This is a genomic window from Limnohabitans sp. TS-CS-82 (assembly GCF_002943475.1).
This window is the reverse complement of record NZ_PTQX01000018.1, coordinates 63,382-76,189: the sequence shown is the minus strand read 5'-3', so window position 1 is coordinate 76,189 and position 12,808 is coordinate 63,382. Positions and strand designations below refer to the sequence as shown.

The following is a 12,808-nucleotide window of genomic DNA, read 5'->3' as shown; positions in this document are numbered from 1 at the left end:
TTTGTTGTAGCCTTGTCAGCTTATGTCTATCGCATCTCCTACTTCTACCGTGCTGCCTTACCTCACCCAAGCCCAAGCCGAATTGACCCGCCATATCGACGTGATCAACGAGCACGGCGTGCACGAACAGGTGTCCATCCCTGCTGAGCGCGCGTTGACACTCTATGTGGACAAACGCGAAATCGTCACGCTGATGACCTTGGGCGCACACCCCGAGCTGTTGGTGCTAGGTTATTTGCGCAATCAACGTTTGGTTGCAGATGTGAGCGATGTCGAATCCATCACGGTCGATTGGGAGGCAGGCGAAGACGGTGCAGGCGTGGCTGCCGTTAAAACTCGACACGGCATTGCCGACATTGCAGCGCGCACCGAAAAGCGTGTGGTCACCACTGGCTGCGGACAGGGCAGTGTGTTTGGTGATTTGATGGGTGAGATTGATGGCTTGGCGTTGCCCGATGCGCGTCTCAGCCAAGCGCGTTTGTATGGTGTGCTTAACGCGATTCGCTTGCAAGAAACCACCTACAAGTCTGCGGGCTCGGTGCATGGCTGTGCCTTGTTCAATGGCGAGCAGATGCAAATCTTTGTAGAAGACGTGGGCCGTCATAACGCCATAGACACCATTGCTGGATGGATGTGGATGAATAACGTGACTGCTAATGTTGATTCAATTTTTTACACCACCGGCCGCTTGACCAGCGAGATGGTGATGAAGTCTGCGCAAATGGGTGTGGCTGTGGTGGTGTCGCGCAGCGGCATCACGCAAATGGGCTATGACGTGGCCACACGCTTGAAGCTCTGCACCATTGGCCGTGCAACGAACAAGCATTTTCTTTGCTATACATCGTCTGAGCGTATGCAGTTGGATCCGACGCTTGCAGCAGGTGGTGTGCACAAGGTGGCGGGCGTATGAGCGCTGGCGTGACCTGGTGGACGCAAGCCTGGCGCACACTCTGGCGCGATGCCCGCGCAGGTGAGCTGCGCTTGCTGGTGGTGGCTGTGGCGTTGGGGGTGGCGGCACTCAGCTCGGTCAGCTTTTTGGCCGACCGTTTGAACGGTGGATTGCAACGCGATGCACGCCAACTCTTAGGCGGCGATGTGGTGGTGGTGAGCGACTTAGCCACACCCGCACACATCGTGCAGCGCGCCAAAGCAGATGGCTTGCAGGGTGTGACAACCTTGAGCTTCCCCACCATGGCGCGTGGCCAATCGCAAAGCGGCGCAGAGAGCAACAGCCGATTGGTGGCGCTCAAAGCGGTCGAGGTGGGCTACCCCTTGCGCGGTGAACTCAAAGTTGCCAACAGCTTGGCGCAGGTTGACGCAGCAGAAAAAACCAAAGAGATTCCCGCCAGCGGCGAGGTGTGGGTGGAGGCCGCAGGCTTAGAAGCCCTAGGCCTCGATGTGGGCGACAGCGTGTCGCTGGGCAACAGCCGTTTGCGCATCAGCCGTGTGTTGGTGCACGAACCTGACCGAGGTGCAGGTTTCATGAACTTTGCGCCGCGCGTGTTGATGAACACGGCAGACCTCGAAGCCACTGCATTGGTTCAGCCTGCCAGCCGTGTGACGTGGCGTTATGCAGTGGTTGGTGCTGACAACGCCACCAAAAACTTTTTGGCATGGGCCGAAGCCGAGAGCAAGAAGCCAGAGGTGCGCGGCGTGCGTGTGGAGTCGCTCGAAGCAGGCCGCCCCGAGATGCGCCAAACCTTGGACCGTGCGGGCAAGTTCTTGAACTTAGTGGCCTTGCTAGCTGCATTGCTCAGTGCTGTGGCTGTGGCCTTGGCAGCTCGCGCCTTTGCCGCCCGCCATTTGGATGACTGCGCCATGTTGCGCGTGTTGGGCTTGAGCCAACGACACATTGCCTTGTCGTATACCGCCGAGTTTGTGTGGGTCGGCAGCTTTGCCAGTGTGTTGGGTTTGGCTTTGGGCTATGCCGTGCACTTGGTGTTCGTGGCCTTGCTCAAAGGATTGGTTGAAACCGCGTTACCTGCGCCCAGCGTGTGGCCTGTGGTGTACGGCCTAGGCACGGGCCTCACCTTGTTGCTCGCTTTTGGATTGCCACCCGTGTTGCAGTTGGCCAGCGTGCCCGCGCTGCGCGTGATGCGCCGCGATGTGGGCGAACTCAAAGCCACCACACTCAGTGTGTGGGCCTTGGGACTCACAGGTTTCGCGGTGTTGCTGATTGCGGTGAGCCGTGATTTGAAACTTGGCCTCATGGTGGTGGGCGGTTTTGCAGGCGCGGTGATGTTGTTTGCAGGCATGGCTTGGTTGGCGGTACAGGTGCTGCGCCGCAGCGTGGTCGAGGGCAGTGCGCCACCGTGGTTGATGTTGGCCACACGGCAGATCAGCGCACGCCCTGTGTATGCGATGGTGCAGGTGAGTGCATTGGCTGTGGGCTTGCTGGCCTTGGCCTTGTTGGTGCTGCTGCGCACCGACCTCATCAGCAGCTGGCGCAATGCCACACCCGTGAATGCGCCCAACCGATTTGTCATCAACATCCAACCCAGCCAAGCGGAGCCGTTTTTACAAACCTTGCGCGAAGCCGGCGTGAACAAGCTCGACTGGTACCCCATGATTCGCGCGCGTTTGGTGGCGGTGAACGGCAACACCGTCACGCCCGACAGCTACACCGAAGAGCGCGCCCAGCGTTTGGTAGACCGCGAGTTCAATGTGTCGTTCAACGCCACAGAGCCCGAACACAACACCGTGGTGGTGGGCACTTGGAAAGCCGAAGAAGCCAATGCCTTGAGCATTGAAGAAGGCATTGCCAAAACCCTGAAGCTCAAACTGGGTGACACCCTGCGCTTTGACATGGCGGGCGTGCTGCACGAAGCGCGCATCACCTCGGTGCGGCGTGTGGACTGGGCCTCCATGCGTGCCAACTTCTTTGTGATGTACCCCGTCAGTCGCATGACCACCGATGCGGGCTTTGATGTGCCCACCACCTACATCGCGGCCTTCCGTGCGCCTCAGCGTGCAGTGGCCACTGACAAGCCCGCGCCCACGTTTGACAACCAACTCATCAACCGTTTCCCCAACGTCACCAATGTGGACATGGGCGCGACTTTGAACCAAGTGCAAAGCGTGCTGGGCCAAGTGGTGAGTGCGGTGGAGTTTTTGTTCTTGTTCACTTTGGCCGCTGGCTTGGTCGTGTTGTTTGCGGCAGTGACTGCCACGCGTGAAGAGCGTGCGCGTGAATATGCAGTGCTGCGTGCGCTAGGTGCATCCAACCAACTGCTGGCCAATGTGCAGCGTGCCGAGTTGGCAGGCATTGGCGCGTTGGCCGGTTTGCTGGCCACTAGCGCGGCCATGCTGATGGGCTGGGGCTTGGCCCGATTTGCGTTTGAGTTTGAATGGACGGCCAGCCCGTGGGTGCCCTTGTTGGGCGCAGTGGTGGGTGCATTGTTGGCATTGGCCGCAGGCTGGTGGGGCTTGCGCGATGTGCTGCGCCGCCCTGTGGTGCAAACCCTGCGCCAAGCATCTTGAATTGCACGGTAGCTTCTAGAGCAAGATGACGCCTAAGCAGTTTGTCCATGCCGTTGAACACGCTTTGATGCCCTTGGCCGATGACGCCAAGGCCCAAGGCATGAAAGCCTATTTGCTCAACCAATTTGAGTTCTTAGGATTGGCAGCGCCCGTGCGCCGTGCAACGGTGAAAGCAATTGGCAAAGTGAAGTGGCAAAGCGCAGCTGATTTGTTGGCCGCCGCCGAACTGCTGTGGCAAAAGCCCGAGCGTGAATACTGCTATACCGCTGTGGATTTGCTGCGCCAACACAGCGCCCAGTTAAACGTGAACGACCTACCCGCATTGCAGGCATTGCTGCTGCAAGACGCTTGGTGGGAAACCGTGGATGGCTTGAGTGCCGTCATTGCCGACGTGATGCACGCAGCCGTGCAGCAAAAACCCAATGCAGCCATCACGATGGATGTGTGGCTTACGCACCCCAGCCATTGGGTGCGCCGCTCAGCCATGTTGCACCAGCTGGGCTGGCGCTTAGACACAGACACCACACGCTTGTTTGACTATGCAGCACAACTGGCGGATGAGAAGGAATTTTTCATTCGCAAAGCCATTGGCTGGGCGCTGCGCGACTATGCGCGGTGGAACCCGCAAGCTGTGACGGACTTTTTGGTGGAGCACCGAAACACGTTATCAGCCCTGACGGTGCGCGAAGCTGCCAAGCACTTGACCTTGCCGTGATCCATTGGCGCGACAATCAGCCTTATGCAAATCGAAGAAAAACCACCTTTTGATACCCCGTTTGAATGGATAGGCGGCGAGCCAAGCGTGCAACTGTTGGTCGATCGCTTTTACGACCTGATGGATTTAGAACCAGGTTACCTAGAGCTGCGCCAAGCCCACGGCCCAGAGCTGGCCAACGCGCGTGAACGTCTGTTCATGTTCTTGTGTGGCTGGTTGGGCGGCCCTGATTACTACATTGAAAAACACGGCCACCCGCGTTTGCGCATGCGCCACATGCCTTTCTCCATTGGCATCAAAGAACGCGACCAATGGGTGGCGTGCATGGATCAAGCGATGGGCGAGACCGGTGTGCCTGAAGATTTACGAACACGTTTGAAAGCTAGCTTTTTCCAAACTGCAGATTGGATGCGCAACAAAGGCGGCGCATAAACCTCGCAGACTTCGGACACGGTCTGCGCTGTTACTTATTAGATGTTGCTCGGCCCCAGCAACACCACCAACGCCCCCGCACCACCATCCGAAGGCTTGGCCTGCACAAAGGCTAGTACCTCATTCTTCTGCACTAACCAGCGTTGCACTTTGCTTTTGAGCACCGGTTCTTTGCCGGGCGAGCCCAAACCTTTGCCGTGTACCACGCGCACGCATCGCCAGCCCATGCGCTTTGAGTCACGCACAAATTGGCCCAGTGCTTCGCGGGCCTCGTCGCTGCGATAACCGTGCAGATCGAGCTGGCCTTGCATGGCCCATTCGCCTTTGCGCAGTTTGCGCGTCACGTCGGTGCCGATGCCAGGGCGTCTGAAGCTGAGTTGATCGTCCACATCGAGCAAGGTGCTCACATCGAACTCGTCGCTCATGCTTTCGCTCAATGCGGCTTGGTCGTCCAACTCTTGTTGTAGAGGGCGCGCCGCTGGGCGGGGTGGCGCGATGAACACGCGGTCTTGGGCGGCGATGGGTTTGACCTTGCCAACAGCGTGCGTGAACAAATTGCGTTCCGCTTCAGCGCGACGTTCAGCTTCGCGACGTGCTTCTTCTGCGGCAGCCGCAGCGAGGGCCGCCGCGTTCACTTGCTGGCGAATGGCGCCTAAGTCTTGCAGTGATTTGGCTTTCATGGCGAGTTTTCTTTGTGGTGCTCATGCTGGCTTGGTTTAGGTTTTGTATGCCATCGTACATACACAGTAGCCCTAGGCTGAGTATATTTTTCATTCTCTAACTTGTAGGAATGATCGCTTCGAACGAAGATATCTTCTCAGATCGATTTCTCGGTTTTCGGTCACGCAAAGGAGCTCGTATGGACAAAGTCTTTCACGGTTTCACAGAGCTGTTTGCCCAACTGGGTTTACCCAATGACGCGCCCAGCATCCGTCAATTCATCCAAACGCACTCTCCCTTGAATTCATCCATCCGAATCGAGGATGCGCAGTTTTGGAACACCGCTCAGGCCTCGCTGTTGAAAGAGGAGTTACTGGGTGATTCAGACTGGGCTGAGGTGATTGACCGGCTCAATGTGGCGTTGCGTGGCGCCATCGTTTCAGCCAATTAGTGGCATTGCATCAAAGCAACCCTTCTTCGGCCATCGACAAGTACTTGCCTTGCGCCACGATGATGTGGTCGCGCACGGTCACGTCAATCAGCGCCAAGGCTTCTTGCAAGGTACGGGTGAGTTTCATGTCGGCTTGTGAAGGTTTCACTGTGCCGCCCGGGTGGTTGTGGGCCAGCACCACGCCATCAGCACCCAAGGCGAGGGCGGTCTTAGCCACTTCGCGTGGGTAGACCATGGTTTGCGACAGCGAGCCACGAAACATGGGCTGGTACGACAACAAACGGTTGTGGGCATCGAGAAACAACACTGCAAACACCTCATGTTTGAGTTGGGCCAGCTCTAGCTGGAGGTATTGTTTCACCGCATTGGGCGAATTCATCACTGTGGTTTCTGTGAGTTGTTGGGTCAGGGCGCGGCGGGCCATTTCCAGCACGGCCACCAGCTGCGAGCGCTTGGCGTCGCCGCCCATGCCTTTGAAGGTTTTCAGCTCAGCCGCACTGGCGTGGATTAGTCCGGCAAAGCCCTTGAAACGGTCCAGTAGCTCTTGGGCCATCACAAACACGTTTTTGCCTTTGATGCCGGTGCGCAGAAACAGGGCCAGCAGCTCCGTGTCGGTCAGCGCTGAGGCCCCGTGTTTGAGCAGTTTTTCGCGTGGGCGCATCTCGACGGGGAGTTGCGCAATGGTCATTGGTTCGGGCATTCGGTCCATATTGAGAGCTTTCTACAATAGGTGGTTCAACACAGAGAGTCCCATGACTGCATCCAACGCTCACCCTACCATCGGCCCCGCTTCTTTTTTAACGCTGCACTATCGGCTTTCGGGACCGCAAGGCGACGTGATCAACACGTTCAACGACAAACCTGCCACGCTCTCGCTGGGCTCGGGTGAGCTGTCGCCCGCCTTGGAGCAACGTTTGATGGGGCTCGAAGAAGGCGCACACACCACGTTTGAGCTGGCCGCTGGCTTGGCCTTTGGTGAGCGCAACCCCGACATGCAGCAATGGGTGAGCAAGAGCTTGCTCAAAGAATTCGGTGACCCTGATGAGCAATACAACGTGGGCGATGTGGTGCAGTTTCCTGCGCCCAACGGCCAAGGTTCATTTGCGGGCGCGGTGCAGCAAGTCACCGACGACCAAGTGCTGTTTGACTTCAACCACCCACTGGCCAACCAGCCTGTGACGTTTGAAGTGCACGTCATCGGCATTTTGTAAATCGCCATGAGCAATAACAGCTTGCAAGAAATTGTCCTCGCTGCGCCGCGTGGCTTTTGCGCGGGCGTGGACCGCGCCATCGACATCGTCGATCGTGCACTCGAGAAGTTTGGCTCGCCTGTGTATGTGCGCCACGAAATCGTGCACAACACCTTTGTGGTGGCCGACCTCAAAAACCGCGGCGCGATCTTCATCGAAGATTTGGCCGATGTCCCCCCAGGTGCAACGTTGGTGTTTAGCGCCCACGGCGTGCCTAAGGCTGTGGAAGAAGAAGCAGCGCGACGTGGCTTTACCGTGTTTGACGCCACGTGCCCACTGGTGACCAAGGTGCACGTGGAAGTGGCCAAGCTGCACAAAGAAGGCTTCGAGTTCATCATGATTGGCCACAAAGGCCACCCCGAAGTTGAAGGCACGATGGGCCAGTTGCTCGACGGCATTTACTTGGTGGAAGACGTGGCCGATGTTGCCCGCGTCAGCCCGAAGCAAACCGAGCGTTTGGCCGTGGTCACGCAAACCACGCTCAGCGTGGACGACGCGGCCCTCATCACCGAAGCTGTGGTGGCGCGTTTCCCGAACATTCGCAAGCCCAAGATGCAAGACATTTGCTACGCCACCCAAAACCGCCAAGACGCGGTGAAAGTGTTGAGTAACGAGGTCGAATTGGTCATCGTGGTGGGCAGCCCCACCAGCTCCAACAGCAACCGCTTGCGCGATGTGGCGCAGCGATCGGGCACGCAAAGCTACATGATCGACAACGCCGACGAACTCAAAGAAGAATGGTTCGAGGGCGTGACCCGCGTGGGCCTGACCGCTGGTGCCTCGGCGCCCGACATCTTGGTGCAACAAGTCATTGCCCGCATGCGCGCCTTGGGCGCCGTGTCTGTACGAACCCTCGATGGTGTGGAAGAAACCATCAAGTTTCCCTTGCCCAAGGGACTGAAATAAAAGGACTGAAATCAATGCTCGACATCAACCAACTGCGCCGCGACCTGCCCAGCGTCATTGCCAAACTCGAAAAGCGCAAGAACCCACAAGCGTTCTTGAATGTGGATGCGTACCAAGCTTTAGAAGCTGAGCGCAAAACACTGCAGACCCGCACCGAAGAGTTGCAAGCCAGCCGCAATGCGCTGTCTAAACAAATCGGCATGCTCAAAGCCAAAGGCGAGAGCGCCGATGGGGTGATGACACAAGTGGCCGACATCAAAACCGAACTCGACACTTCGGCTGTGCGCTTGGACGCGTTACAAGCCGAGCTGCAAACCTTGTTGCTCGCCGTACCTAACCTGCCGCACGACAGCGTGCCTGCCGGTGAGGACGAACACGGCAACGTGGTGCTGCGCAGCTGGAGCCCCACAGGCACCGAGCCCGCCCCCTTGGGTTTCGAACCCAAAGACCACGTCGACTTGGGCGAGCCTTTGGGCCTCGACTTCGAAATGGGCGTCAAGCTCTCGGGTTCACGCTTTACGGTGATGAAGGGCCAAATCGCCCGCATGCACCGCGCGCTTGCGCAGTTCATGCTCGATGTGCAAACCCAAGAGCACGGTTACACCGAGTGCTACACGCCTTACATCGTGAATGCCGACAGCCTCAAAGGCACAGGTCAGTTGCCCAAGTTTGAAGAAGACTTGTTTGCCGCCAAGAAGGGCGGCCAAGAAGGCGAAGCCACCAGCGAAAGCGCTGCGCTCTACCTGATTCCTACCAGCGAAGTGCCGTTGACCAACTTCGTACGCGACGTGGTGTTGGCCGAAAACGAATTGCCCATCAAGCTCACTGCACACACACCTTGCTTCCGCTCCGAGGCGGGCAGTGCAGGTCGTGACACACGTGGTTTGATTCGCCAGCATCAGTTCGACAAAGTCGAGATGGTGCAAATCGTGCACCCCGACAAGAGCTACGAAACCTTGGAAGACATGACAGGCCACGCCGAAGCTGTGTTGCAAAAGCTCGGCTTGCCTTACCGCGTGATGTTGCTGTGCACCGGCGACATGGGCTTTGGCGCGACCAAGACGCACGACCTCGAAGTGTGGTTGCCTGCGCAAAACACCTACCGCGAAATCAGCTCGGTGTCGAACTGCGAAGCCTTCCAAGCCCGTCGCTTGCAAGCGCGTTTCAAAAATGCCCAAGGCAAGAACGAGCTCGTGCACACCTTGAACGGTTCAGGCCTTGCCGTGGGCCGCACCTTGGTGGCTGTGTTGGAAAACTACCAACAAGCCGATGGCAGCATTCGTGTGCCTGAAGCGCTGCGTCCCTACATGGGTGGCGTGGCAGAGCTGCGCGGCTGATACAGTTCGCAAAACTTGAAGGAATGAACGCTGTGAAAAAAATATTTCTCTTGCTGGTCACAGCGTTGCTGACCGCCTGCGGCACCACCAATGACGCACAAAGCAATGCGGACAATGCGCAACGCCCCAGCATGGACCAATTTGGCCGCATGCCCATGCCCACAGGCACCAAGCTACGCACCGCAGAATCGCTGATTTTTGGTGTGGGTGAAGGTTGGTTGGGCCGTGCGGTGTTTGAGCTGCCCAACGATGCCAACGCCAGCTACAACTTCTATGCCGAGCAGTTGCCTCGCCAAGGTTGGACCATGGTGGCCTCGGTGCGTGGCAAGAAGAGCTTGTTGGTGTTCACACGCGCAGACCGGTCCGCGACGATTGAGATTGAAGACAGTGGTTTGTTCAGTGGCTCATTGGCGTCGATGACTGTCAGCCCTGTTGGCAGCACAAGCGGTGCACCTGCGGGAGCGGGTGTGGTGGTGCAGCCCTTGGGCGGCGCTGGCGCACGTCGCCCCTGATAGAATTGCGGCTTCGACAAACGACACCGAATCAGGAGAAGTGGCAGAGTGGTCGAATGTACTTGACTCGAAATCAAGCGTAGGGGCGACCCTACCGAGGGTTCGAATCCCTCCTTCTCCGCCAAGCCTAACAAGCACCTTAAAAAGCCGTTCGTCATTGAACGGCTTTTTTCATATTCGGCTGTCAGTCTTACAGGGCGACCCATGCCGCATCTTGCGCCATCTTCCAAGCTAGACCTCCTGCGCTACGTGGCGAAGTGGGTGGCTTTGGCGACGGTGGTGGCGGCTCTTGCTGGCTCTGCCTCAGCCCTGTTCCTCTTTGCCCTCGATTGGGCCACTCAAACGCGCGAAGCCAACCGCTGGCTCATCTGGTGTTTGCCTGTGGCTGGCTTCTGTGTGGGCTGGCTGTATCTCAAGTTTGGCCAGCACGTGGAGGCTGGCAACAATTTGTTGATTGACGAAATTCACGATCCTCAAAAGGTGGTGCCTTTGCGCATGGCCCCTTTTGTGTTGGGCGGCACCGTCATTTCCCATTTGTTTGGCGCATCGGTGGGCCGCGAAGGCACGGCTGTACAAATGGGCGGTGCGTTGGCTGACCAACTCACACACTTTTTCAAACTCAATCATGTGGACCGTCGCATGGTGTTGATGGCCGGTATCAGTGCTGGCTTTGCCTCTGTGTTTGGCACGCCATTGGCGGGCGCCGTGTTTGCGCTAGAGGTGCTGGCCATTGGTCGCATGCGCCTTGATGCTTTGCTGCCTTGCGTGATTGCAGCGGTGGTGGCTGACCAAGTGGGTTTGTTGTGGGGTGTGCAACACACGCAATACGAAGTGGGCTTGGTGCCACAAATCTCCGCATGGTTGCTGGCAGCCATGGTGGTGGCGGGTGCTGTGTTTGGTTTGGCTGGCAAGGTGTTTGCCGATGGCACACATGCGCTGAGTGCTGTGATGAAAAAGCACATCGCCTATGCACCGCTGCGCCCCTTGTTGGGCGGCGCCGTGATTGCGGCTGTGGTGATGTGGGGCAGCTTTGACCGCTACATCGGTTTGGGCATTCCCGTGATGGTGGAGGCATTTGCCCATCCCCTCGCACCGACTGACTTTTTGGGCAAGATGGTGTTCACCATCGCGTCGCTGGGTTCAGGCTTCAAGGGTGGCGAAGTGACGCCTTTGTTCTACATTGGCGCCACACTGGGCAATGCCTTGGCGCCGTTGCTGGATGTGCCGTTTGCACTGCTGGCCGCGGTGGGTTTTGTGGCGGTGTTTGCCGGGGCCGCCAACACCCCCATTGCGTCAACCCTGATGGCGATGGAGTTGTTTGGTGCAGAGATCGGCGTGTTTGCCGCGTTGGCTTGTGTGATGAGCTATGTCTGCTCGGGTCACTCGGGCATTTACCGGGCTCAACGGGTGGCGCATCGCAAGACGGATGCGCCGTCTCAGCCTTCTTAGAATGGGAACCATGACGATGAATCCCACCCGTTTGGCACATGCCGTGCTGTTTACCGCAGCCTTGTTAGCCAGCCCCGCTTTTGCGCAGACTTTCAAAATGCCTTGCGAGGTGGAGGCCAGCATTCCCGCGATGGAGGACGTGAAGATCAAGCCACAAAAAGTGGTGATTGAAATTCAATCCTTGGGCAAAAACATCTTCTTAAAGATGAATGGCCCCGAGCCCTATTTGTTGGTGGCCAATAGCTTGGCCACCGAAGAGTACACGGGCAAAAACTTAACGACTGCCAAAGAAATGGGGGCGTTTCGCAAACACAAGGTGACAGGTGCAGAGTCAGAGATTCGCATCGATCAAGCCACGGTGGTCGTGACGGCGTATCACGACACCACCTACATGGGCAAAAAAGTGCGCATGAACATCACAGGGCCTTGCAGCGTGCCCCGTTGAGGCCGTGCAGACAACGATGGCTCAGTCTTTAAAACCAGCACCAAAAACCGGTGCAGTTGCCCGTGATTTGCTGAATGAGCAAATCCACCACGCTGCTGATGACCAGCAGGGGCAAACCCACATACACAAACACCCACAGCACAAACACCAGCGTGAGGCGGGGTTCTTCCAAGCGATGACCCATCACGGTCTCGGCTTGTCGGCGAAGGCGAAGTTTGTTCAACATGGTGTGAGGATTTTAGGCGCATGAAAGTCAACTGGGACACCCTGAGCTATCCCGAGTGGGACGCACACCATGCCGCCGCCACTGCACCCTTGCAGCAAGACTGGGCCTATGGCGCATGCATGAAAACGCTGGGCGTGGGGGTGTTGCGCGCTTATGTCGAACAAGACGGCGCACCTGTGGCCTTGGCGCAATTCATCGTGCGCCGCATGGTGGGCGGCTTGGCCAATATGGCACTTTGTTCGCTGGGGCCAGTGTGGCTTCAGCCCTTGTCGGGTGCTGACAAAGCGCGTGTTTACAAAGCGCTCAAGCAAACCATTCCTTTGAAAAACCTGCGGGTGGTCGCGTTCACGCCGCTCGAAGCACAAGGCCCCGAGTTGGGCCTCTCGCGCTGGCGTCGTGTGATGACAGGGCACAGCACGGTGATGCTTGACCTCACCTTGTCGATGGACGAGTTGCGCGCGCAGTTGGATAAGCGCTGGCGTCACCGCTTGGGAGGCGCTGAAAACTCTGAGCTCACCGTTCACCGCGTGGGCACGAATGCGGGCCAATACCGTTGGCTTTTGGACGCTGAAATGCAGCAACGTGAGCAACGCGGCTTGCATGGCTTGCCCTTGCACTTCTTCGACTTGTATGTGCCATCGCGCCAACAACCTGCCAAAACTATTTTGACCATGCGTGCCGACGTGGGCCGCGATCGCGTGGCGGGCATGATGTTTTTGATTCATGGCGAGGCGGCCACCTACCAAGTGGGTTGGACCAGCGACGCAGGCCGCGACTTGCATGCCCACAATTTGATTTTGTGGAAAGGCATCGAAGAGTTGCGCGCGCGCGGTGTGCGCAAGCTCGACCTTGGCGGTGTCAACACCACGCGCAGCGCCGGCATTGCGCGTTTCAAGATGAGCACGGGCGGCCAAGTGCTGACCTGCGCAGGGACCTTCATTTAAA

15 protein-coding genes and 1 tRNA gene are annotated in these 12,808 nt (G+C 57.8%); 13 read left to right on the top strand and 3 right to left on the bottom strand.

The genetic code is table 11. The features are described from left to right. Positions 1-22: 22 nt before the first annotated feature. Genes C5F52_RS26005 through C5F52_RS25990 form a run of 4 tightly spaced genes read left to right on the top strand, consistent with a single transcriptional unit; the run spans position 23 to position 4,627 of the window. Entirely contained in the window at positions 23-910 is an 888-nt protein-coding gene (locus tag C5F52_RS26005; protein ID WP_104801278.1) for a formate dehydrogenase accessory sulfurtransferase FdhD, read from the top strand. Continuing rightward, on the top strand, positions 907-3,480 hold the full coding sequence (locus tag C5F52_RS26000) for an ABC transporter permease (protein WP_104801277.1): 2,574 nt from the start codon (positions 907-909) through the stop codon (positions 3,478-3,480). Before C5F52_RS26005 ends, C5F52_RS26000 begins: the two co-directional genes overlap by 4 nt. Before the next feature lie 25 nt (positions 3,481-3,505). Further along, positions 3,506-4,195, top strand: a complete 690-nt coding sequence (locus C5F52_RS25995; protein ID WP_104801276.1) for a DNA alkylation repair protein — start codon at positions 3,506-3,508, stop codon at positions 4,193-4,195. Between the two features lie 24 nt (positions 4,196-4,219). Then, entirely contained in the window at positions 4,220-4,627 is a 408-nt protein-coding gene (locus C5F52_RS25990; RefSeq protein ID WP_104801275.1) for a group II truncated hemoglobin, read from the top strand. A gap of 38 nt (positions 4,628-4,665) precedes the next feature. Here the strand turns inward: C5F52_RS25990 and C5F52_RS25985 are convergent, their stop codons facing one another. After that, positions 4,666-5,307 carry a Smr/MutS family protein gene (locus tag C5F52_RS25985; protein ID WP_104801274.1) on the bottom strand — a complete coding sequence of 214 codons (642 nt, stop codon included), beginning with the start codon at positions 5,305-5,307 and terminating at the stop codon, positions 4,666-4,668. Between the two features lie 179 nt (positions 5,308-5,486). Between C5F52_RS25985 and C5F52_RS25980 the strand changes: the two genes are divergently transcribed. Next, positions 5,487-5,738, top strand: coding sequence for a DUF2789 domain-containing protein (locus tag C5F52_RS25980; RefSeq protein ID WP_104801273.1), 252 nt, complete (start codon positions 5,487-5,489; stop codon positions 5,736-5,738). Positions 5,739-5,748: 10 nt separating this feature from the next. Here C5F52_RS25980 and radC read toward each other — a convergent pair whose 3' ends face one another. After that, the gene (radC, locus tag C5F52_RS25975) at positions 5,749-6,426 is read right to left on the bottom strand and encodes a DNA repair protein RadC (RefSeq protein WP_104801272.1); all 678 of its coding nucleotides are present in this window, start codon (positions 6,424-6,426) and stop codon (positions 5,749-5,751) included. Positions 6,427-6,490: 64 nt separating this feature from the next. On the opposite strand from radC, the gene C5F52_RS25970 reads away from it, so the two are divergent. The 7 genes from C5F52_RS25970 (at position 6,491) to C5F52_RS25940 (ending at position 11,637) form a co-directional block, all read left to right on the top strand. Beyond that, complete coding sequence (locus C5F52_RS25970; protein ID WP_104801271.1) at positions 6,491-6,949, top strand: peptidylprolyl isomerase; 459 nt, start codon at positions 6,491-6,493, stop codon at positions 6,947-6,949. A 6-nt stretch (positions 6,950-6,955) separates the two neighbouring features. Beyond that, a complete protein-coding gene (gene ispH / locus C5F52_RS25965) occupies positions 6,956-7,894 on the top strand; it encodes a 4-hydroxy-3-methylbut-2-enyl diphosphate reductase (RefSeq protein WP_104801270.1) in 939 nt (312 codons plus the stop codon). A gap of 14 nt (positions 7,895-7,908) precedes the next feature. Beyond that, positions 7,909-9,231 (top strand): serine--tRNA ligase, encoded by a 1,323-nt coding sequence (gene serS / locus C5F52_RS25960; protein ID WP_104801269.1) that lies wholly within the window; start codon positions 7,909-7,911, stop codon positions 9,229-9,231. Between the two features lie 23 nt (positions 9,232-9,254). After that, a complete protein-coding gene (locus tag C5F52_RS25955; RefSeq protein WP_104801268.1) occupies positions 9,255-9,743 on the top strand; it encodes a hypothetical protein in 489 nt (162 codons plus the stop codon). A gap of 34 nt (positions 9,744-9,777) precedes the next feature. Next, positions 9,778-9,867: transfer RNA gene (locus C5F52_RS25950), tRNA-Ser, on the top strand. Positions 9,868-9,947: 80 nt separating this feature from the next. Continuing rightward, a complete protein-coding gene (locus C5F52_RS25945) occupies positions 9,948-11,192 on the top strand; it encodes a voltage-gated chloride channel family protein (RefSeq protein ID WP_104801267.1) in 1,245 nt (414 codons plus the stop codon). A gap of 10 nt (positions 11,193-11,202) precedes the next feature. Beyond that, positions 11,203-11,637: a hypothetical protein gene (locus C5F52_RS25940; RefSeq protein ID WP_146100167.1), complete on the top strand. Its 435-nt coding sequence runs from the start codon at positions 11,203-11,205 to the stop codon at positions 11,635-11,637. 28 nt (positions 11,638-11,665) lie between these two features. Here C5F52_RS25940 and C5F52_RS25935 read toward each other — a convergent pair whose 3' ends face one another. After that, entirely contained in the window at positions 11,666-11,863 is a 198-nt protein-coding gene (locus C5F52_RS25935; RefSeq protein WP_104801265.1) for a hypothetical protein, read from the bottom strand. A 20-nt stretch (positions 11,864-11,883) separates the two neighbouring features. Here C5F52_RS25935 and C5F52_RS25930 point away from each other — a divergent pair, with 20 nt between their 5' ends. Then, positions 11,884-12,807, top strand: coding sequence for a GNAT family N-acetyltransferase (locus C5F52_RS25930; protein WP_104801264.1), 924 nt, complete (start codon positions 11,884-11,886; stop codon positions 12,805-12,807). Position 12,808 lies beyond the last annotated feature (1 nt).